Below are 20,564 nucleotides of genomic sequence, written 5' to 3' on the forward strand. Positions count from 1 at the left end.
CTCGTCACCGCGAAGCGGCGCTCACGGTGAGCGCCGCGGCCGGGTTCGTGCCGGTCCTCGTACGGCGGCTGCTCCGGCGCACCCGGGGGAGGCTCGCCGCCGACGGGTGACCCGCACCCCACGATGATCGTTACGGCGGCATGAGAACGATGACCCGCCGCTCCGCCGTCCGCTGCGCCCTCAGCACCCTGCTGGCCACGGCCGCCACCCTCACCCTCGCCGCCCCCGCCGCGCCCCGCGCCTCGGGGGACCTGACCTTCGACCAGCAGGTGCTGGACCGCAGCAACTACCACCGCGCCCACCACGGCGTCCCCGCACTCACCCTCGACCCGACGATCAGCGCCTGGGCCCAGGAGTGGGCCGACCAGATCGCCAGGACCGGGCAGTTCGAGCACCGCCCGCACAACAAGTACGGCGAGAACCTCCACTACACCTGGCGCTCGGACGGCACGGCCCCGACCGCGACCGACGTCGTCGACGGCTGGTACAACCAGGTCCGCGCCTACACCTACTACGGCGGCGAACCCGACATGGCCACCTTCAAGAACTGGGGCCTGTTCAGCCAGCTGGTGTGGAAGTCCTCCGCCCGCATCGGCGTCGGCATGGCGCGGACGAACGGCAAGACGTACGTCGTCGTCGACTACGACCCGTACGGCAACGTCGCCGGCCGGTACGCGGAGAACGTCCTGCCGCCCCGGTGACACACTGACCCCATGTCCACTCTCTTCACCCGCATCCTCGACGGCGAACTCCCCGGACGTTTCGTCTGGGAGGACGAGCAGACCGCCGCGTTCCTCAGCATCGCCCCCCTCACCCCGGGCCACACCCTCGTCGTGCCCCGGCAGGAGGTCGACCGCTGGACCGACGCGGACGGCGAACTCCTCGCCCACTGCGTGTCCGTGGCGCAGAAGATCGGCCGCGCGGTCCAGCAGGCGTGGGACGCTCCCCGGGCCGCCCTGATCGTCGCCGGCTTCGAGGTCCCCCACCTGCACATCCACGTCGCCCCCGTCTGGGGCATGGGCGACTTCGACTTCAGCAGGGCCGAAGTGGAGAAGGACGAGACCAAGCTGGACGACGCGGCCGACCGGATCCGCACGGCCCTGCGGGAGCTGGGCTACGTGTAGGTCCCGGTACCCGGGTCACGGCCGGAACACGAGTTCCGGGTGGCCCGGACCGGGTCCGTCGAGGACGGGCGCGGGGCGTCCGCACAGGTGCAGGCCGAAGAAGGCGAGGAGCAGCTCCCGTTGCAGCGACAGCGAACGGCTCGACTCCAACGCGCCGACGAATGAGGCGAGTTGCTCAGGTGTCGCGCCGATCCGCTCGGCGACCTGGGGGAGCAGGGCGACGTAGTCGGTGAACGAGAAGTGCTTCGACCCCGTCAGCCGGACGAACCGGCGCCACCCCCGCAGCCCCGGCCACGCCTTCAGCCACGTCGGGTCGTCGTCCTGGTCGGCCCCGACGAGCAGCAACGGCCGGTCCACGCCCCGTGAGACGACGTCGCCGAACAGGCTCCCGTCGAGATTCACCCCCGCCCGCACCGGCAGCCCCTCGCTCATCGCCGTCGCGGTGGTCGCCCCGCCCAGCGAATGACCGAACATCGCGACCCGCGAGCGGTCGACGGGCCCGGCCACCCGCTCCAACACCCCCAGCACGTACCGGACGTCGTCCACCCGGACCCGCAGGGCCCGCTCCACGATGCGCCGCGTCTCGTCCTCCGGCAGGTCGTCGGTCAGCTGCGGCATCCCGTACAACTCGACGCGTCCGCCCGGGAATTCGACCTGCCCGGCGTCGTAGGTGTGGTCGATCGTGACGACCACGTACCCGTGACTGGCGAGATCCTCGACGAGCGACAGGCTCGACGTGCGGTGCTGTCCGTGCCCGTGGGAGTAGAGGACCACCGGCAGGCGCCCGCCCCCCGTCCACGCGGGCGCGTCCGGCACGGCGTGCGACATCGGCAGGGTCACGTACCCGGCGGGCAGCAACCCCGCCTTCTGGAACTCCCGTGCCGCCCCCGCCGTCATCCACGGCGCGAGGCGCCGCCCGGCCCGCGCGGCGGGGTACCAGACCTGGACCATGAACTCCCGCACGGCCTTCGACGGCACCCAGGGATCCCGCCGGGAGCGGTCCACGAGCCGCAGGGACCGGGTCCCGATCGCGTGCCGCCCCGTCGGCCGGGGCAACACCAGCCGCAGCGGCGGGAGTCGGCCTGTGAGCGCCGACGCGGGGGACGCCGTCGACAGTGCGGCCAGGGCCACGCCGCCACCGGCGATCAGCAGCCTGCGCCGGGTGGGTTTTCCGTGATCAGCAGTCATGATCCGAGTATCGGAGGCGTTCGGGGCCGGTGCGCATGACGTCTGTCATCACGTTCGGTGACAGACATCAGGCCCCGGCCGGGTACCGGCCTTCGCCGCGCCCGGCGTGAAAACATGTACGGGCAGGGGCGATTCACCCCCGGGAACGCCGGGCCCGAGAGCGCGGGGCCGTGGGACGAGTGGAGTGTGGAGCGGTGACGCGAGTATTGATCGTCGGAGGCGGGATCGCGGGCGCGGGGGCGGCGCTGGCGCTGGACCGGGCGGGCGTGGACGTGGAGGTGTACGAGGCGCATCCGGACGCGGCGGAGGACCTCGGCGCGTTCCTCACGCTGGCCAGCAACGGGATGCGCGCGCTGCGGGAGATCGGCGCCACCGACGCCGTCACCGCGCTCGGGTTCCCGCTGCGGGCGATCCGCCTCCTGGAACCGTCGGGCGCGCAGTCCGCCCACGCGCCGATGGGCGAGGCCCGGGACCCGGCGCTGAACTTCCGCTGCCTGCGCCGGGGCGAGTTCGCCGTCGCCCTCCAGCGGGAGGCCGTCCGGCGGGGGATCGCGGTGCGGTACGGCGCCCGGCTGACCCGCGTCGAGGAGGGGCCCGACGGGATCACCGCCCACTTCGCCGACGGCTCCACCGCCACCGGCGACCTGCTGCTCGGCGCCGACGGACTGGGCTCGGTCGTCCGGGACACGGTCGCCCCCGGCGTGCGGCCGGGCTACTCCGGCCAGCACGTCTTCTACGGCTACACCCGCGACGTCGCACCGGCCACCGACACCGACTGCATCACCATGGTCCGCGGCAGCGAGGCCGCGTTCGGTTTCGCCTGCTCACCGGACGGCGAGACCTACTGGTTCGCCCGCGTCGGCGGCGACCCCCTCACCGCGCAGGCGATCGCCGACGGTACCCCCGCAGGCTGGCGCGACCTCCTCGTCCCCCTCCTGCGCAAGGACCCCACCCCCGCCGCCGACCTCGTCGCCGGTACCCCCGGCCGGCTCATGGTCACCAACGCCACGGAACTCCCCGTCGGCATGCCCTGGCGCTCCGGCCGCGCCCTGCTCCTCGGGGACGCGGCCCACGCGGCGTCGCCCGCGACCGGCCAGGGCGCCTCGATGGCCCTGGAGGACGCCGTCGTCCTCGCGAAGTGCCTGCGCGACCTCCCCGGCACGGAGCCGGCCCTCGCCCGCTACGAGTCGCTGCGCCGCCCCCGCGTCGAGCACAACATCGTCACCAGCGGGGCGATGTCACGCGGCACGTACACCGGGACCGATGCGAACGGCCGTCCCGTCGGCAAGACCCGCCCCGGCGACGAGACCCTCGCGGAACTGCTGGACTGGGAGGCGGACATCAGCGGATTCCCGGTGGGCTGACCCGGAACCGCCCACCTCGAAGCCCCCGACGGGCCCTGCCTGTCGGGGGCTTCACGCATGTCCCGGTGCGGCAATTCCGGTGACCCTGTTGACGTCACCGGTTAAACCGGTGACGATACTCGTGTGTCACCGACCCAGCGCGAAGGGATCTCCACATGATCGGCAGGCGTACCTTCACCAAGGCCGCGGGGGCGGGAGCGGTCGCCGTCTCACTCACCGGCGTCCAGAAGGCATCCGCCGCCTCCCCCGGCTTCCCGCACATCAAGCAGGTCAGAGCCGGTCTCCTGGACATCGGATACGCCGAACTCGGTCCCGCGCACGGCCCCGCCGCGATCCTGCTGCACGGCTGGCCCTACGACATCCACAGCTACGCCGAGGCCGCCCCGCTCCTCGCGGCGGAGGGCTACCGGGTGATCGTCCCCTACCTGCGCGGCCACGGCACGACCCGCTTCCTGTCCGACCGGACGCCGCGCAACGGCCAGCAGTCCGCTCTCGCCGTGGACGTCCTCGCCCTGATGGACGCCCTGAAGATCGAGCGGGCGGTGCTCGCCGGGTTCGACTGGGGCTCGCGGGCCGCCGACATCGTCGCCGCTCTGTGGCCCGAACGCTGCGAGGCGCTCGTCTCGGTGAGCGGCTACCTCGTCGTCGACCGCGCGGCCAACCTCAAACCCCTGCCGCCACGCACCGAACACACCTGGTGGTACCAGTACTACTTCGCCACCGAACGCGGCCGGCTCGCCCTGGAGGACCGCAGCCTCCGCCGCGACCTCGCCCGGTTCGTCTGGGAGACCGTCTCCCCGACCTGGGACTTCGACGACGCCACCTTCGACCGCACGGCGGCAGCCTTCGACAACCCCGACCACCCCGCGATCGTCCTGCACAACTACCGCTGGCGCCTGAGCCTCGCGGACGGCGAACACCGCTACGACGCCCTGGAGAAGCGCCTCGCCACCCGCCCCACGATCGGCGTCCCCGCCATCACCCTCGACCCCGGACGCGACCCCTTCACCGCCCCCGGCGACGGCATGTCCTACCGGGACCGCTTCACCGGCCCCTACGTCCACCGCACCCTCCCCGACGTCGGCCACAACCTCCCCCAGGAAGCCCCGGCCGCCTTCGCCCGGGCCGTCCTCGACGCACACCGCCTCTGACCGGAACAGGAGCAGCACCATGGAACAGCAGCCCGCCCAGGACACCGCCGCCGCACTCCGCCACGCGAGGTTCGGCAAGCTCCCGGAGCGTGTCGCCCACGCCGACCTCGTCGAGGAGCGCCCCGCCGCCCCGCAGGACCCGGCCCGCTTCGCCTACGACCCCGACAACCGCACCCTCGCCTGCCTCGCCCTCGACCTCGGGCTCTGAACCTTGCCGACCCACCCGTCACCGTACAGAATGGTGACGTGAACCTAGCTCACTCGTTCGTCTGCGGAAACCCGGCGCTCGACTTCGCCGCGACCCTCCGCGCCCGCCGCACCCTCCGCTTCGAGATGTTCGTGACCCCGGACCGGCTCACCGCCTGGTACGTCGAGTCCGGTGTCGTCGACGCGGTCTCCCCGGGCGAGGAGAGCGACGTCGAGCAGGCGAAGGCCGTGCGGGAGGCGATCTACCGCCTCGTGACCGCGCGGCGCCTCGGCGAAGAGTACGACGGCTCGGCGCTGACGGTCGTCAACAACGCGGCCCGCGAGCCGGCCGCCGTCCCGCAGCTCACCCCCTCCGGCCGCTGGACGCAGGCGACACCGCGAGAGGCGCTCTCCCTGATCGCCCGCCGGGCCGTCGAGCTGCTCAGCGGCCCGGACGTCCCGCTGCTCAAGGAGTGCGGGAACCCGGAGTGCACCCGCACCTACATCGACCGCTCGCGGGGGACGCGCCGGCAGTGGTGCGGCATGGAGTCCTGCGGCAACAAGATCAAGGCGGCGGCGTACCGGGCGCGGAAGAAGACCACCGCCTGAACATCAGCAGAGCACGTCGACCGAGGTGACCGGAGTGCTACCGCCCAGAGGCCGCCCGGTCCACGCCTCGACACGGTCCCACCTGCCGCCTGAGTCGTTTTTGCCTGGAGGTTTCGTCAATGCGGTTGTTCGCGTCGGGGAGACGGTGCGTCGTCCGGCGTCGGCCCGCACAAGCCGCCCGGCGGTGTCGTCGCCTCACCGCCTGGGCCCTGAAACTTGTCCTGACGCTTGATCCGCCACCGAGACAACCCCGCCAAATGATCTACTCCGCAGACAGCCGCCGACGACCAGCCTGAGCATCCCGAGAACTGGCCACACCAGCCCTTTGACCGGCGGCTTCAAGTTGGCGGAGGCTCGCTGAGTGCACACCCGCTCGGCAACGCGTCTACTCGGCGATGGCAATGCACTGGGCTTGGTGGCGGTGTTCCTTGGGGGGCATGCCGTAGGCGGTGCGGAAGACTCGGGTGAAGTCGGCAGCGCGGGGGAAGCCCCAGCGGGCGGCGATGGTGTGGATGGGTGTGGTGCGCTGAGCCGGGTCGGCGAGGTCGTGGCAGGCTCGTTGCAGGCGCTGGTTGCGGATCAAGGCCGCGACCGTTTCGTCTTCCTGCTGGAAGATGCGGTGAAGGTAGCTGGTGGACATGTTGTGTGCGGCTGCGATGGTGCGCGGGGTTAGTTGTGGGTTATGCAGATTCGCCTGGATGTAGGCCCGGATGCGTAGAACCAGGCCCTGTTGGTGGCTCTCCGGTGGGAGCGAGTTGCCGGCGTCGAGCGCATGGGCGAACAGTGCCGACAGCAGGTCTGCCGCTACGGTTCCCAGTCGGGGTCCGTCGTCGGGCCGGTAGGAGCCGGCGTCCCGGTTCACCTGGGTGAGGAACTGGGCGAGCAGCGCCCCGATACCCTCACGCCCCGATAATCGCCGCATGATCAGTGAGTCGATCGCGTTGTCCGACAGGGGCAGCAGTTTCCGGGGGATGAACAGCCCTGTTCCCAGAATGGTGTCCTCGCGGTGGCTGGTGATCGCCCGTATGAGGTGGGGCCGTGAGGTGTCGTGGAGAACCAGGTCGTACGGTTCGTATTCGGCCTCGTAACCGGAGCTGGAGAGCCCCATCGTCCCGCGCAGGTTGAGCGAGAGATGGTAGAGCTCGGGGTCGGACTGCTGGATCAGCTTCCGCGTTCGCCGCAGTGTGATCGGTGAGTGTTCCATCGTCCACAGTTGTACGACTCCCAGCGCCAGGATGCGCAGCGACGCCGTGGTGTCCGCTGTGCGGTCACCGTCGACGTCCATCGGTACGTGCGCCTTGGAGATGTGCTCGCGCCAACAGGAGAACCTGTCAGGCGCGAGGACATCCCGTGTACAGAAAGCCGTCTCGATCAGCATTTCTTTCCCCTGCGGGTCCTTGATCGGCATGCTTTGCATCGCTGGCTATGCGCAAGAGCACACCTGGTGCGGATGCGTACATGTTGAGTTCCCTGGCGGGATGGGGTCCACACGAGGAGCGGTGGCCTGTGCTGAGGATGGCCGGATCGCGGGCTCGTACACTCGCCGGTCAGCCGACGATCCCGAAGCGGCGGGTTTTGCTGGTGATGTACGGGGTGACGGAGGCCAGGTCCACCGGATCCTCCCGCCTCTCGTCGATGAAGTCGTTCACCGCCTTCGTGATGTCCACGGAGGTATGAAGAATGAGGCAGTTCGCCGGCGGCTCGTTGGACTTGATGGTCTTCTCTTGGTGGTCCGGATCGTTGTCCTGGAGCATGTCGGAGGCGGACATCAACCAATGAGGTTTTCTCAGCGAAATGATCTCCATGGGGCGGGCGGAGCGGCATGGATCGGGCCTGCGACATCGGTGTCTCCCGGGCCACCGGCTACCGCTACCTGCACGAAGGCATGACGCACGTCGTCCTGGACGGCACCCTCATCGAGTCGGACCCCCTCGCGGGCGTCCGCGACAACGGCAACGACCTGTGGTTCAGCCGGAAACACCAGGCGTTCGGCGGCAACATCCAGTTCCTGTCCGCCCCGGACGGCGCCCCCTTGTGGGTCTCGGACGCCGAACCCGGCCCCACCCCCGACATCACCGCCGCCCGCATCCACGCCCTGCCCGCCCTGTACAAGGCCGCCGCCAAGGGCCGCTCCGAACAGGTCCTCCACATCGACACACGTACCACAAATTCCCTGATCAGAGGCGTCCGAGCCCTCGGCGAGCGCACCGCCGCCGAACTCAAGGAACGCCGGCGCGCACTCAAGCACGTCACCATCGGCCCCAGCCGGATCGGCGACATCACCCGCGCCGCCCTCGTCCTCGACAAAATCTGGAAGTGATCTTCATTGAGGAAACCTCAGTGACCACCGGAACCACGCGCTCACGTCAGTCCGAGTAGACGTATCTCCAAGCCAACTGAGGACCCATCGCTAACGACACCTCATGCTGTACACCGGCAGGATGGTGATGACCCCGCCGACGAAATAAGGAAAAGGTACGGGGCGTATCCACATCACCAGCCGAAAGGAGTATGCCTTGAGCATGCGTATCGGTCGTTTCGCCGCAGGCGCGATGGCACTTGCCTCCGCCGCCATCATGGCGACCTCGGGAATCGCCGCTGCCGGCGGCACATCCGGCATCGGATCGGACCACGTGTATTCCGGGCGACAGGACACGCCATCCGTTCTTCTGCACAAAGGGATCGGTGTGGCGGAATACCAGTACCGCATTTCCGTGTACACCGGCGACAGGTCGGGTGCCGGCACCGACGCGAACGTCTACATCACCATCTACGGCGCCAGGGGTGTCGCAGGACCGATCAAACTCGACAACTCCGAAAACAACTTCGAGCGCGGCAAGACCGATCGCTTCACTCTCGGTCTCCCCGACGTCGGCCGAGTCCAGCGCATCAACATCCGCCACGACAACAGCGGTGAGAAACCTGGCTGGTACCTGAACAAGGTCACGATCGACGTCAATGGCGACCACCCCAAGTTCCCCTGCAACCGGTGGCTCGCCACGGACGAAGATGACAAGAAGACCGAGGTGAACCTTTCACGCGCCTGAGCACCATTACCTTCCGACCTGGTGGGGATTACGGGACGGATGGGTCGTGCCCGGCGATCGCGGCGAGTCGTTGTGGCGTGGTCACGGTGAGAGGGGCGGCCGGGCTCTTGTGCCGGGGTACCAGTCGGCGAAGTCCTCGTCGCACCACAGCCCATCACCTCGACAGCTCTATCGGTCGGCGGAAACCACACGAGCATGCCCGTCGATTTTGCTGCCGCACCGGGAAACTCCAAGATCCCTGACAGAGTCAGCTCGGGCGAGGCCGATCTACTGTGGAGCCCATGAGCATGCGCGTGGTCGTCATCGGAGGCAGCGGACACATCGGCACCTTCCTCGTGCCCCGGCTGGTCAGGGCCGGGTACGAGGTGGTCAGCGTCAGCCGGGGGAGCAGGGGAGCGTACGTCGGTGCTCCCGAGTGGGAGCAGGTGCGGCAGGTCGTCGCCGATCGGGACGACCCCGAATTCCCGGACCGGATCGCGAAGTTGGGCGCGGACGCCGTCGTCGACCTCCTCTGCTTCACCCTGGAGTCGGCCACCGCGCTCGTCGAGCGGCTCCGGGGTGAGACCGGGCATCTGGTGCACTGCGGGTCCATCTGGCGTTACGGGCCGAGCCTCAGGGCGCCGATCTCCGAGGAGACAGGGACGGCCGCCGAGGGGGAGTACGGGATCCAGAAGGACCGCATCGCGCGGATGCTGGCGGAGGAGACCGCGTCCGGGGGGCTGGTGACGACGTCCCTGCACCCCGGGCACATCGTCGGCCCCGGCTGGCACCCGATCGGCCCGCTCGGCAACCTCGACCCCGAGGTGTGGGCCACCCTCTCGGCCGGGCGCCCCCTGCGGGCCCCCGGCAGCGGCTCCGAGTTCATGCACCACGTCCACGCCGACGACGTCGCGCAGAGCTTCGAGCTGGCCGTCGCACACCGGGACGCGGCGGCGGGGGAGGGGTTCCTCGTCACCGCCCCCACCGCCCTGAACGTCCGCGGCTACGCCGAGATCGCCGCCGGCTGGTTCGGGAAGACCGCCACCCTGGAGCCGGTCGGCTGGGAGGAGTTCCGCGACTCCACCACCCCGGAACTCGGCGACACGAGCTGGGAGCACCTCCGCCGCAGCCACTGCTTCAGCATCGAGAAGGCCAGGACGATCCTCGGCTACACCCCCCGGTACGAGCCGGAGGAGGCATGCCTGGAATCCGTGCGGTGGCTCGTCGAGCACGGTGAACTGGAAGTGGCGGGGCCGCTCGTCGTCTGACGAGTCACGGGGTGCGGAAACCCCGGAACGTCACCTGCCTGCGGGTCGTGAAGCCGAGGCGTTCGTACAGGGCGCGGGCGCCGGTGTTCGCCTCGGCGACGTGCAGGAAAGGCCGTTCACCCCGGGCGAGGACACGCGCGGCGAGGGCGTCGACCAGACGGGCGGACGGAGCCGCTCCCCGGCCATCGCCACCAGCGCGCCGCCGTCCCGGACACCGAGGTACGTGCCGAGATCGACCGTCCGCTTCCAGAACGGCCCCGGGCGGGTCCGCTCGACGAGGTCCAGCATCTCCGGGACGTCCGCCGCGCCCAGCTCGACGACACCGTCGGCCTGGGCCTGGCTCGTGCCGGTGAGGGCGGCGGCGGTGCCGAGGGTGAGTGCGGCGACGCCGCGGAGGATTGTGCGTATGGACCGGCCTTTCCTGCTTCGGGGTTCGAAGACGCCTCGAACCCTGGGGAGAGGAGCGGCCCGGGTGGTCCTGACGGATGTCAGGGTGCGAGGCGGAAGGTGAGGCAGGCGACGAGGGTGGTGTCGTCGACACGCGTGCCCAGCCCCTCCCAGTAGCCGCGGTGCGTAGCGCGCCACTCCTCCAGGGAGGCGTCGCCCTCGCCCTCGGCGGCGGCGTGCTCCCAGGGGACCTCGGCGAAGGGCAGGACGCGGACGCCGGTGATCTCGATCGTGCCGGCCGGGCGGCCCTCGGGGTCCACGAGGGCGAGGCGCTCACCGACGGTCTCCAGGGTCTCGCCCTCCCGGGCGTAGTCGTCGAACAGGCCGGTCGTCGCGGTCTTCTCCCCGGACAGGGCCAGGGAGTTGAGGCGGACGCGCAGGTCGTCCGGTGTGCCGAGTTCCATGGTCCGCAGGCCGTCGATCCTGGGCCACGCCATCGCGGTTCCCCTTCCTTTCGGCGGATGCCGGAATCGGCACCCGCCATTGTTGTTACCATGCGTGGTCGTGACGCGTGGGCGGACACGGGAGGTGGGGGGCCGTTGAGTACGCCGCTGTATCAGCTGAAGGCCGAGTTCTTCAAGACGCTCGGGCATCCCGCCCGGATCCGCGTCCTGGAACTCCTCAGCGAGCGCGAGCACTCCGTGGCCGAGATGCTCCCTGAGGTCGGCATCGAACCCGCCCACCTGTCCCAGCAGTTGGCGGTGCTGCGCCGCGCGAACCTCGTGGTCAGCCGCAAAGAGGGCTCGACCGTCCACTACTCCCTGACCAGCCCCGACGTCGCCGAACTCCTGCGGGTCGCCCGCGTGATCCTCTCCGGCGTCCTCGCCGGCCAGGCGGAACTCCTGGCGGACCTCCAGTCGCGCGGCGCGTGAGGGGCCGTCAGTCCTCCGGCGTCTCGGGGTCCTCCCCGGTCTCCACGCCATGGGCGCGGGCGATGCGCAGGGCGTCGTCCAACTCGTCCTGAGCGACGGCGGTTTCGTACGCGTCGTCCTCGCGGAGCGCCGCCGCGAGCCGTTCGCGTGCCGCTCGGACCCGTTCACGCAGCGCCTCGGCGAAACCGCTCACCAGGCCCCCCTTCCTGACGTGACCTGTGTGGTCGGTGAGTTGCCGAATTGCTGAGGATGGCAACTCGCCGCATCGTACCGGTTCCGGTCCGCGATGTGGTTGACGCGTCACCTTGATGGTTCTAGGGTTCTAGTTGAAGCGTGAACTACAACTCCTCGGAGGGCACCATGAACGCCAAGAAGGTCATCGCGGTCGCCGGAGCCACGGGTGCGCAGGGCGGCGGGTTCGCGCGGGCGGTGCTGGCCGACCCGGAGTCCGGGTTCGCGGTCCGCGCGCTGACCCGCGACCCCGAGGCGCCGGCCGCGAAGGAGCTGGCGGAGCTGGGCGCCGAGGTCGTACGGGCCGACTTCGCCGACGAGGCGAGCGTGCGGGAGGCGTTCGAGGGGGCGTACGGGGCGTTCCTGGTGACCAACTTCTGGGCGCACATGTCGGCGGCCACCGAGACCGCCGAGGCCGAGGTGCTGGTCAGGGCGGCGAAGGCGGCCGGACTCCAGCACGTCGTCTGGTCGACACTGGAGGACACCCGCGAGCTGCTGCCGCTGTCGGACGAGCGGATGCCGGTGCTCCAGGGCGAGTACAACGTGCCCCACTTCGACGCGAAGGGCGCGGCCAACCGCCTCTTCACCGACGCCGGTGTCCCGACGACCTTCCTCAACACCACCTACTACTTCCAGGGCTTCCTGGACGCGTTCGGCCCCAAGCGCGCCGACGACGGCGTCCTCACCCTCGCCCTCCCGCTGGCCGACGGCAAGCTCCTCGCCGGCGTGGACGCCGCCGACATCGGCCGCACGGCCCTCGCCCTCCTCAAGGGCGGCGAGCGGTACATCGGCGAGACCGTCAGCCTCGCGGGCGACCACCTCACCGGCGCCCAGTACGCCGAGAAGCTCTCCACGGTGTTCGGCGAGCCCGTGCGCTTCGAGTCCGTCCCGTACGACGTGTTCCGCTCCCTCGGGATCCCCGCCGGGGACGAGATCGGCAACATGTTCCAGTACTACGGCGACTTCGAGCGGGAGTTCACCGGCGCGCGCGACCTGGCCCGACTGCGGGAGCTGAACCCCGAGCTGCGGAGCTTCGACGCGTGGCTGGCGGAGAACGCGGCGAAGTTCGGCGGGTGACATGTCAACAAATGAGGCGTTCTCGCGGTGATCCGTCAACCTCGTGTATTAAGCCGAGAATGCGACCTGGTGTCCCGACAGCAGAAGGGTGCCTCTCACCTGCGATGATCTGGACTGTCTAGTGTCCTGAGTCGTTAGTTCGCTTGCGGTTGTAGGGTGGGGTGATGCCTGGCCCGAAGCCGTTGCCGCTGGAGTTGTCCGATCACGAACGCCGGGTGCTGCGGGGCTGGTTGCGCAAGCAGACCGCCTCGCAGGCGCTGGTGTTGCGGTCGAGGATCGTGCTGGCATGCGCGGAGGGCCTGCCGAACGCGCAGGTCGCGGATGACCTGGGGGTCTCGCGGGAGACGGTGCGCAAGTGGCGGTCCCGGTTCGCCGCGGACCGGCTGGAAGGTCTGGTGGACCGGCCGCGTCCGGGAGCCCCGCGGAAGATCACGGACGAGCAGGTCGAAGCCCTGGTCGCCAGGACGCTCGGCCAGGCGCCACCGACGGGTGATTCGCACTGGTCGACGCGCTCGATGGCCGGGGCGGCGGGCATGTCGCAGTCGGCCGTCTCGCGGATCTGGCGGGCGTTCGGCCTCAAGCCACACATTGTGGAGACGTGGAAGCTGTCGACCGACCCGCAGTTCGTGACCAAGGTCCGTGACGTGGTGGGTATTTACCTGTCTCCGCCGGAGAACGCCCTGGTCCTCGCGGTGGACGAGAAGTCGCAGATACAGGCCCTGGACCGAACTCAACCGGTGCTGCCGATGGCACCGACCACGCCGGCGAAGATGACCCACGACTACGTCCGGCACGGCACGACCAGCCTGTTCGCCGCCCTGGACATCGTCTCCGGCTCGGTCATCGCCCAGCACTACCGCCGCCACCGCCACCAGGAGTTCCTCCGCTTCCTGAAGGTCATCGACGCCGCCGTCCCCAAGAACCTCGAACTCCACCTGATCCTGGACAACTACGCCACCCACAAGACCGAGCCGGTCAAGAAGTGGCTGCTCAGACACCCCCGCTTCCACCTGCACTTCACCCCTACCTCGGCGTCCTGGCTCAACCTCGTCGAACGCTGGTTCGCCGAGCTGACCTGCCGCAAACTCCGCCGCTCGGCCCACCGAAGCGTCGTCGAACTCGAACGGGACATCCGCGGCTGGATCAACGAGTGGAACAAGAACCCCAGGCCGTTCGTCTGGACGAAGACCGCCGACGACATACTCAACACCCTCGCCGCATACTGCACACGAATTAATGACTCAGGATACTAGGCGATGGGGAAGTCGAAGTAGGTGTCGGGGTACGGCTCGTCGGTGCTGCCCCGGCTGTGGGCCGAGCGGGCGGCCACGTAGCCGCAGGTGAACATCTCGGTTCTGTCGATGTCCGGGCAGTGGCGGGCCTTCGTGCGGCCGTCCTCCGGCTGCCGCGACCAGCGCAGGAAGTGGCCGACCGCGCGCTGGGGGCGGTGGTGCCGACGATCCGGTTGGCGAGACAGCCGTCCACGGGCAGGCCGGTGAAGTTGTCCCAGGCGGCGTACTGGGGCGTTCACCAGCCGACGCGCGCCGCCACCGGGAGATGGTCGCTGCCCGTCCGCGGCAGCAGCCACGCGCTTCTCGGGTCCACGCCGCGCGTCAGGATCTGGTCGATCCGGGCGACCGGGAACGCCGCCGGCCAGCTGAAGCCGAAGCCCTTGCCCGCCACGTCCTGGACCGAGCGCAGCCGGGCGGTGATGCCGGTGAAGACGCGGTCGTCCAGGGTGCCGTTCAGGTCGCCGAGCAGGACGACCCGCTCACTGCGCTCGGCGGCGAGGACGCTGCCGAGCGCCTGGACGTTGCGGTCCCGGGAGGCCGTCGCGAAGCCCTGGGGGGTCACCCGGACGGACCCCAGGTGGACCACGTACACCGTGAGCGGGCCGTGGCTCGTCGTCACCGTGGTGCGCAGGGCCCGGTTGGCGGGGAGCTTCTCGGCGGCCGACTTGCCGGCGCCCAGCGGACCGGCGTCCTGCTGGATGTCGACCGGCCGGGTGTCCGACAGCGGCAGCCTGCTCCACACGCCGACCGTCCCCAGCACCGAGTGGTACGGGTACGCCGCCGCCAACTCCCGCTCGTAGACGCCCCGCGCCTGCGCGGTGATCTCCTCCAGCGCGAGCACCTGCGCGCCGGACCGGGCCAGAGCGCGCGCCGTGCCCGCCGGGTCCCGGTTCTCGGCGCTGACATTGTGGCTGACCAGCGTGAGGTCACCGCCCGACCGGGACCGGTCCCCGAGCAGCCCCCCGAAGAGGCTCAGCCACACCGTCACCGGCAACAGCAGCGCGACCAGTGCCGAGGGGGAGCGCCGCCACAGCGCGGCCACCAGTAGCACCGGCACACCGAGGCCGGACCACGGCAGGAACGTCTCCACCAGACTGCCGGTCCCGGCCAGGTCGGGCAGCTGCGCGTGCAGCGGCATGAGCAGGCCCAGCGCGAGCGCGGCCACGACGAGCACGGGGCCACGGCGCCACAGGGCGGGGCGGAGGAGGGGGTGGACTGCGCGCGGGCTCTCGGGGGTGACGGGTGCGGGGTCCTCCCGTGCCGACGGGACCTGCACCTGCACGTGCACCTGCGAGGGAGCGCCGTCCCCTGTTCGAGTCATGTCGTCAGCCGACACGCCCCCCTGTTGCCAGGGCGTATGCGCTTCTCGATACGCGGACGATACGCACCGGCTCGTAGCCTTGACCCATGCGTGTCTTGATCGTCGAGGACGAGCCCTACCTGGCGGAAGCCATCCGAGACGGCCTGCGGCTGGAGGCGATCGCGGCCGACCTCGCGGGGGACGGCGACACCGCCCTGGAGCTGCTCGGCGTCAACACCTACGACATCGCCGTCCTCGACCGCGACATCCCCGGCCCCTCCGGCGACGAGGTCGCCCGCCGGATCGTCGCCTCCGGCAGCGGCACCCCCATCCTCATGCTGACCGCCGCCGACCGCCTCGACGACAAGGCGTCCGGGTTCGGACTCGGCGCCGACGACTACCTCACGAAACCCTTCGACCTGCGCGAACTCGTCATGCGCCTGAGAGCACTCGACCGCAGGCGTGCCCACAGCAGGCCGCCCGTCCGGGAGATCGCGGGCCTGCGCCTCGACCCGTTCCGCCGGGAGGTCCACCGCGACGGCCGGTACGTCGCGCTCACCCGGAAACAGTTCGCCGTCCTCGAAGTCCTCGTCGCCGCCGAGGGAGGCGTCGTCAGCGCGGAAGAACTGCTGGCGCGGGCGTGGGACGAGAACGCCGACCCGTTCACCAACGCCGTGCGCATCACCGTCTCGGCGCTGCGCAAGCGGCTCGGGGAACCATGGCTCATCGTGACCGTGCCGGGGGTCGGGTACCGGATCGGGGGAGAGGAGCGTGGATAGGGAACCCGGACCGAGCCTCCGCCTCAAACTCACCCTCAGCTACACGGGGTTCCTGCTGCTGGCGGGCGGCATCATGCTCGTCGCCGGCTGGTTCTTCCTGACGCGTGTGAATCACGTCGGGATCATCTTCGCGCAGGACTACCGGCTCTCCGTCGTCCGCGCCTTCGCCCCCGTCGGCGCCGTCACCCTGCTGTTCCTGCTGGTGTTCGGCCTCGTCGGCGGCTGGTTCCTCGCCGGGCGGATGCTCGCCCCGCTGAACCGCATCACGCACGCCACCCGGCTGGCCGCGAACGGCTCGCTGTCGCACCGCGTCGGACTGCCGGGCCGCGCCGACGAGTTCAGGGAACTCGCCGACGCGTTCGACACGATGCTCGTCCGCCTCGAAGCGCACGTCGCCGCCCAGCGCAGGTTCGCCGCCAACGCCTCCCACGAGCTGCGCACCCCGCTGGCCGTCTCCAAGTCCCTGATCGACGTGGCCCGTTCGGACCCCGGCCACGACCCGGCGGCCGTCCTCGACCGCCTCCACACCGTCAACACCCGGGCCATCGACCTCACCGAGGCGCTGCTCCTGCTCGCCCGCGCCGAACAGAAGACGTTCACCCCGGAACCTGTCGACCTGTCCCTCCTCGCGGAAGAGGCCGCCGAGACCCTGCTCCCCCTCGCGGAACGCCACGGCGTCACCCTGGAGACGACCGGCGACATCACCCCGGCGACCGGCTCACCGGCGCTCCTCCTCCAGCTCGTCACCAACCTCGTCCAGAACGCGATCGTCCACAACCTCCCCGCGCACGGCGCCGTCCGCGTCCACACCGCCGTCCGCCCCCACACCGTCCTGCTCACCGTCGAGAACACCGGCGAACACCTCACCCCCGACCTCGTCGCCACCCTCACCGAACCCTTCCAGCGCGGCACCGAACGCGTCCACTCCGGCCACGCGGGCGTGGGCCTCGGCCTGGCCCTCGTCGCCACGATCACGCAGGCGCACGACGGCAGGCTCACCCTCGCACCGCGAGCCGAGGGCGGCCTGCGCGTCGTGGTCGAACTCCCCGGGGTTCAGCCCACGGTGTAGGTGTACGGGATCCCGATGAGCTCGGAGCCTTCCCCGAGCGCCGAGTCGGTGTCGATGTAGACGGTTCCGTGGACGACCGTGCCGGCGGGCGCGGTCGGTGTGAGAGTCAGGTGCATCGTCGCCGTCCTGCCGGGAGCCGCCCGGACGCTGTCGAAGTCGGCGTTCAGGTCCCAGTAGTCACCGGTGGAGGCTTTCGCCGCCGGGTCGAACGCCTGGGTCGTGGCGGTGAGCGTGACCTTCGCGGTGCCCGTCCCGGCGGGCTTGTCCGGGAAGGGACCCCGGTCGGTGACGTCGGTGGTCCACTGTCCGGAGGCCAGTTGGCCGGCGAGGGCGGTGGCGACCGTGGTGCCGCCCTCGCCGGGCCGCCCGAACACCCCGGGGGCGCCGGTCCAGGGGTAGACGTCCAGGTCGACCGGGTGGCCGGCGCTCGCCGTGGCGGTCAGCCGGGTGGTGTGCGAGGGCACGTTCCAGGTCGGGCCGCCCCCGTCGATCTTCGCCGTCCCCGACTGGTCCGCGCCGAACTGGGCGACGCCGATCTCGGCCGGGGTGTCGAGCCGCGGGTCGAGGAAGTAGTTCCGCGCGGACGAACCGGAGTTGGTCACCCGGACCGGGACGGTGAGCGAGCTGCCGCGCCTGAGGACGCGGGACGGGCCGGAGGGCAGACCCGGGGCCGACGCCGTCACCGCGTCGAAGCGGACCTTCCCGGTGACCTGCTGGCTGAACACCTTGCCGCTGACGGCGTCGGGCAGCGCGACGATCAGGGTCCAGCGCCCGGCGGCCGGACGGTTCACGGTGAGGCTCGCGAACTTCGCCGGAACGCTGTGCTCCTCCGCCGTGCGGTCGGTGTCACGGGCGAGGACCTGCCCGTCGGGGCTGATCAGGTAGTAGACCAGGGCCGCTGCGGGGTCCCCGGCCGTGAGGTCGACGGTCAGACCGCGCCTGCCCGCCGGCACGTCCAGGTAGAAGGCGCTGGTCTGGCCGACGTCCCGGCCCACCCCGCCGGTGACGGTGGCGGCGAAGGACGTGCCGACGGGGACCAGCGTCCTGCGGGCCACCGGGAGGGACAGCCGGGTACCGGCGTCGGACGCGAACTGGAGGGAGAACGGCGCGTCACCGGCCGCACGCGGCAGCGGGACCCGCACGGGGAACCGGGCGGTGCCGCCCGCCGGGACCACCCGCGTCTGCTCCGGCACCCCGGCGGAGGTGTACCGGTGACCGGTCAGGCGGACGGTGACCGGGCCCCGGTAGCCGCCCGGCTTCAGCGGCTTGTCCTGGAGGTGCATCCGCCCGTTGTTCCACACCACCTTGACCGTCCAGGCGCCGGGCAGCGGGTCGTGGACGTCGACGTGCTGATAGTTGCTGTTCTTGCCGGTGCCGTCGTAGTCGTAGCTGACCTGCGTCAGCCGTCCCCGCGGATCGACCAGGACCAGCGCGAGCTTCCCGGAGTCCGCGGTGCCGGGCCACACCATCTCGGCGTCCAGCAGCGGGGTGCCCTCGGGGACCCGGACGGTGAACGGCCGCGCGGCGAGCACACCTTCGCGGTCGTCCCCGGCGAGCGGTGCGCCGACGGTGACCTCGCGCCGGTCGCCGAAGGTCTGGGCGCCGACCGTGCGGGAGGTCAGGGTGACCCGCTGCGGGCGGGCGGCGGTGTTGGTCAGGGAGACAGCCGTGTCCTGCGTGCTCCCCGGCTTGCCGATGACGTTCAACTGGCCCGTGGACGGGATCAGTGCGGCGCCGCTCGACCGTGCCGCGCGGACGGCCGAGACGGTGTCGAGGAGTCCCGCGCCCTGCTCGGCGGCGGGGGCGCGCAGGTCCTTCGCGGTGCCGGTCAGGAGCCGCTTGACGAGGTCCGGTGCGGGCCGCTGCCCGCCGTGCGTCTCCTTGTACGCCTGGATGACGTCGGCCGCCGCGCCGGCCACGAACGGCGCCGACTGGCTGGTGCCGCCGAACACCTGGGTGGCCAGGGCGCAGTCGCTCCAGCGCGGGGCGTGCGTGCAGGCGGACAGTCCGGCCATGCCGGGGGCCACCAGGTCGACCAGCTTGTCGCCCGGGGTCGGGCCGCCGGAGGACAGCGCGGTGATGTTGTCGCTCGTCCACCTCGGGTAGCCGAAGCCCTGCGCCACCAGCCGGAACGACGTGGTGGCGCCCACGCCGATCACCTTCGGGTCACTGGCCGGTGAGCCGACCGTGCCGGACGTCCCCGAGTCGCCGCTGGAGGCGACCACCGTCACCCCGGCGGCGATCGCGGCGTCGTCGGCCAGCCGGATGGGGTCGGTGGCCGCGTCGGGGTAGGTGTTCGAGCCGAAGGACTGGCTGAGGACGTCGGCGTGGTGGTCCACCGCGTACTCGATGGCCCGGATGAACCCGGAGGCCCAGGAGTGCTCGCCGAACACCTTCAGGTCCATCAACTGGGCGCCGGGCGCGAACCCGCGGATCCGGAACGTGCAGCCCTTGGGCAGCTTGGCGTACGGCAACTGCTCGGACAGGTCGTAGGTACGGCTGCCCTGCGCGGCGATGGCACTCGCGTCGCCGAACGCCTCGCCGCCGCCGGTGGGGGCGTCGACGCCGTCGCCGCTGAAGTCCTGACGGTCGGTGACCACATGGGTGCCGTCGGGGCGGACGAACTCGGGGTTGTCCGCGTCCATGCCCTCGGCGAAGAAGGCGACCTTCACGCCCTTGCCGGTGGCGGTGCGGTGCGCGGCGTCGGTGTGCGTGAGCTGGAGGGCCTCGGGTTCGAGGGCGGGCTGCCGGGAGCAGGTGCCGGTGCCCGGGGTGGTGGTGGCCGCGGTGGCGGCGTGCGTGCCGGGGAGGCGTATCGGGAGGTCCGGCACGACCGCGGCCACGTCACGGTCGCCGCGTATTCGGGCTATGGCGTCCGGCTTCAGGGTGGCCGAGACGGCGTTGATCAGGCTCATGCCGTCGACGCGGGTGGCGCCGCTCTGCCTCAACCGGGCGACGACGGACGCCTGTTCGTCGTCGGCGGCGCGCGGCCGGACCGGGAGGCCGGTGAACTGGTGGCGCATGACGACGATGACGCGTTGCGCGGGGCCGCTCGGGACGGTGCCGGACGCCTGGGCGGGTGGGGCGCCGAAGGGGAGGGCTCCCAGCAGGATCGCGCCCGCGAGCGCCGCCCTTCTTCTGGTGCCGTGTCTTCTGTTGTCGTGCATGGGGAACTCCGCTGGTGGGGGCTGCGGGACGGCCGTCGCCGATGATCATTGGCGGCAACTCGTCAAATCCGTAAGGCATTCGGCGTCAAAGGCTGCTCAAACTTTCAAGTGAGCGGTGCAGGCCGTATGGCGTCGCCCGGGGACCCCCATGGGTGAACCCGGCGTGCGGCGGGTGCGGTCGGCGTGTCCGCGGTGGGCGACCGCCGTTCAAGAGCTGAGCTTGCCGAAACGTTCGTCCGCCGGTTCAGGTCCTCTGCGGGCTTGGCCGTCGTGACGGCCCGATGCCTAGGTGGTTGTGTCGTGGGGTCTGTAGTCGGTACGTCCCAGAAGAAACGTGCGCCGCAGGTGGACGTGCGGCCGGACGCCGTCCGGCGTGTGGTGGTCTCCGTGTCGATGCCGGTGCTGGTGCGCCGC

21 protein-coding genes and 2 pseudogenes are annotated in these 20,564 nt (G+C 70.8%); 14 read left to right on the forward strand and 9 right to left on the reverse strand.

The window, feature by feature from the left end:
- Positions 1 to 140: 140 nt before the first annotated feature.
- Both ACVNF4_RS16970 and ACVNF4_RS16975 read left to right on the forward strand, forming a co-directional pair.
- Positions 141 to 701 carry a CAP family protein gene (locus tag ACVNF4_RS16970; protein WP_461803652.1) on the forward strand — a complete coding sequence of 187 codons (561 nt, stop codon included), beginning with the start codon at positions 141 to 143 and terminating at the stop codon, positions 699 to 701.
- A 12-nt stretch (positions 702 to 713) separates the two neighbouring features.
- Complete coding sequence (locus ACVNF4_RS16975; protein WP_461803653.1) at positions 714 to 1,124, forward strand: HIT family protein; 411 nt, start codon at positions 714 to 716, stop codon at positions 1,122 to 1,124.
- Between the two features lie 15 nt (positions 1,125 to 1,139).
- On the opposite strand, the gene ACVNF4_RS16980 is transcribed toward ACVNF4_RS16975, so the two are convergent.
- A complete protein-coding gene (locus tag ACVNF4_RS16980) occupies positions 1,140 to 2,312 on the reverse strand; it encodes an alpha/beta hydrolase family protein (protein ID WP_461803654.1) in 1,173 nt (390 codons plus the stop codon).
- Between the two features lie 194 nt (positions 2,313 to 2,506).
- Here ACVNF4_RS16980 and ACVNF4_RS16985 point away from each other — a divergent pair, with 194 nt between their 5' ends.
- From ACVNF4_RS16985 to ACVNF4_RS17000, 4 genes are all read left to right on the forward strand, one after another.
- On the forward strand, positions 2,507 to 3,676 hold the full coding sequence (locus ACVNF4_RS16985) for an FAD-dependent oxidoreductase (protein WP_461803655.1): 1,170 nt from the start codon (positions 2,507 to 2,509) through the stop codon (positions 3,674 to 3,676).
- A gap of 155 nt (positions 3,677 to 3,831) precedes the next feature.
- Entirely contained in the window at positions 3,832 to 4,827 is a 996-nt protein-coding gene (locus ACVNF4_RS16990; protein ID WP_461803656.1) for an alpha/beta fold hydrolase, read from the forward strand.
- A 19-nt stretch (positions 4,828 to 4,846) separates the two neighbouring features.
- Positions 4,847 to 5,035, forward strand: coding sequence for a hypothetical protein (locus tag ACVNF4_RS16995; protein ID WP_461803657.1), 189 nt, complete (start codon positions 4,847 to 4,849; stop codon positions 5,033 to 5,035).
- Positions 5,036 to 5,073: 38 nt separating this feature from the next.
- Positions 5,074 to 5,622, forward strand: coding sequence for a CGNR zinc finger domain-containing protein (locus ACVNF4_RS17000; RefSeq protein ID WP_461803658.1), 549 nt, complete (start codon positions 5,074 to 5,076; stop codon positions 5,620 to 5,622).
- 385 nt (positions 5,623 to 6,007) lie between these two features.
- Here ACVNF4_RS17000 and ACVNF4_RS17005 read toward each other — a convergent pair whose 3' ends face one another.
- Positions 6,008 to 7,000 carry a helix-turn-helix domain-containing protein gene (locus ACVNF4_RS17005; RefSeq protein ID WP_461803671.1) on the reverse strand — a complete coding sequence of 331 codons (993 nt, stop codon included), beginning with the start codon at positions 6,998 to 7,000 and terminating at the stop codon, positions 6,008 to 6,010.
- A gap of 169 nt (positions 7,001 to 7,169) precedes the next feature.
- Positions 7,170 to 7,391 (reverse strand): hypothetical protein, encoded by a 222-nt coding sequence (locus tag ACVNF4_RS17010; protein WP_461803659.1) that lies wholly within the window; start codon positions 7,389 to 7,391, stop codon positions 7,170 to 7,172.
- A gap of 53 nt (positions 7,392 to 7,444) precedes the next feature.
- Between ACVNF4_RS17010 and ACVNF4_RS17015 the strand changes: the two genes are divergently transcribed.
- From ACVNF4_RS17015 to ACVNF4_RS17025, 3 genes are all read left to right on the forward strand, one after another.
- A complete protein-coding gene (locus ACVNF4_RS17015; RefSeq protein ID WP_461803660.1) occupies positions 7,445 to 7,942 on the forward strand; it encodes a hypothetical protein in 498 nt (165 codons plus the stop codon).
- A gap of 202 nt (positions 7,943 to 8,144) precedes the next feature.
- Positions 8,145 to 8,669 (forward strand): PLAT/LH2 domain-containing protein, encoded by a 525-nt coding sequence (locus tag ACVNF4_RS17020; RefSeq protein ID WP_461803672.1) that lies wholly within the window; start codon positions 8,145 to 8,147, stop codon positions 8,667 to 8,669.
- Between the two features lie 281 nt (positions 8,670 to 8,950).
- Positions 8,951 to 9,916 (forward strand): NAD-dependent epimerase/dehydratase family protein, encoded by a 966-nt coding sequence (locus ACVNF4_RS17025; RefSeq protein WP_461803661.1) that lies wholly within the window; start codon positions 8,951 to 8,953, stop codon positions 9,914 to 9,916.
- Positions 9,917 to 9,920: 4 nt separating this feature from the next.
- On the opposite strand, the pseudogene ACVNF4_RS17030 reads toward ACVNF4_RS17025, so the two are convergent.
- Both ACVNF4_RS17030 and ACVNF4_RS17035 read right to left on the reverse strand, forming a co-directional pair.
- A pseudogene (locus ACVNF4_RS17030) lies at positions 9,921 to 10,246 on the reverse strand (GNAT family N-acetyltransferase); the annotation flags it as partial.
- A 158-nt stretch (positions 10,247 to 10,404) separates the two neighbouring features.
- Positions 10,405 to 10,800 carry an ASCH domain-containing protein gene (locus ACVNF4_RS17035; RefSeq protein ID WP_461803662.1) on the reverse strand — a complete coding sequence of 132 codons (396 nt, stop codon included), beginning with the start codon at positions 10,798 to 10,800 and terminating at the stop codon, positions 10,405 to 10,407.
- Between the two features lie 102 nt (positions 10,801 to 10,902).
- Here ACVNF4_RS17035 and ACVNF4_RS17040 point away from each other — a divergent pair, with 102 nt between their 5' ends.
- Positions 10,903 to 11,235 (forward strand): ArsR/SmtB family transcription factor, encoded by a 333-nt coding sequence (locus ACVNF4_RS17040; RefSeq protein ID WP_461803663.1) that lies wholly within the window; start codon positions 10,903 to 10,905, stop codon positions 11,233 to 11,235.
- 7 nt (positions 11,236 to 11,242) lie between these two features.
- Here ACVNF4_RS17040 and ACVNF4_RS17045 read toward each other — a convergent pair whose 3' ends face one another.
- A complete protein-coding gene (locus ACVNF4_RS17045; protein ID WP_461803664.1) occupies positions 11,243 to 11,428 on the reverse strand; it encodes a hypothetical protein in 186 nt (61 codons plus the stop codon).
- A gap of 140 nt (positions 11,429 to 11,568) precedes the next feature.
- On the opposite strand from ACVNF4_RS17045, the gene ACVNF4_RS17050 reads away from it, so the two are divergent.
- Positions 11,569 to 12,543 carry an NmrA/HSCARG family protein gene (locus ACVNF4_RS17050; protein ID WP_461803665.1) on the forward strand — a complete coding sequence of 325 codons (975 nt, stop codon included), beginning with the start codon at positions 11,569 to 11,571 and terminating at the stop codon, positions 12,541 to 12,543.
- A 164-nt stretch (positions 12,544 to 12,707) separates the two neighbouring features.
- Positions 12,708 to 13,796 carry an IS630 family transposase gene (locus tag ACVNF4_RS17055; protein WP_461803666.1) on the forward strand — a complete coding sequence of 363 codons (1,089 nt, stop codon included), beginning with the start codon at positions 12,708 to 12,710 and terminating at the stop codon, positions 13,794 to 13,796.
- On the opposite strand, the pseudogene ACVNF4_RS17060 reads toward ACVNF4_RS17055, so the two are convergent.
- Both ACVNF4_RS17060 and ACVNF4_RS17065 read right to left on the reverse strand, forming a co-directional pair.
- Positions 13,793 to 14,064: pseudogene (locus ACVNF4_RS17060) on the reverse strand (M15 family metallopeptidase domain-containing protein); the annotation flags it as partial. The gene ACVNF4_RS17055 and the pseudogene ACVNF4_RS17060 overlap by 4 nt on opposite strands.
- A 6-nt stretch (positions 14,065 to 14,070) precedes the next feature.
- Positions 14,071 to 15,156, reverse strand: coding sequence for an endonuclease/exonuclease/phosphatase family protein (locus ACVNF4_RS17065; RefSeq protein WP_461803667.1), 1,086 nt, complete (start codon positions 15,154 to 15,156; stop codon positions 14,071 to 14,073).
- An 86-nt stretch (positions 15,157 to 15,242) separates the two neighbouring features.
- On the opposite strand from ACVNF4_RS17065, the gene ACVNF4_RS17070 reads away from it, so the two are divergent.
- The gene (locus ACVNF4_RS17070) at positions 15,243 to 15,914 is read left to right on the forward strand and encodes a response regulator transcription factor (protein WP_461803668.1); all 672 of its coding nucleotides are present in this window, start codon (positions 15,243 to 15,245) and stop codon (positions 15,912 to 15,914) included.
- A complete protein-coding gene (locus ACVNF4_RS17075; protein ID WP_461803669.1) occupies positions 15,907 to 16,983 on the forward strand; it encodes a sensor histidine kinase in 1,077 nt (358 codons plus the stop codon). The genes ACVNF4_RS17070 and ACVNF4_RS17075 overlap by 8 nt, the downstream gene beginning before the upstream one ends.
- Here ACVNF4_RS17075 and ACVNF4_RS17080 read toward each other — a convergent pair.
- Positions 16,968 to 20,150, reverse strand: a complete 3,183-nt coding sequence (locus ACVNF4_RS17080; RefSeq protein WP_461803670.1) for a S8 family peptidase — start codon at positions 20,148 to 20,150, stop codon at positions 16,968 to 16,970. The two genes, ACVNF4_RS17075 and ACVNF4_RS17080, sit on opposite strands and share 16 nt — an antisense overlap.
- Positions 20,151 to 20,564 lie beyond the last annotated feature (414 nt).

The sequence above is a fragment of the Streptomyces sp. S6 genome, from assembly GCF_054880855.1.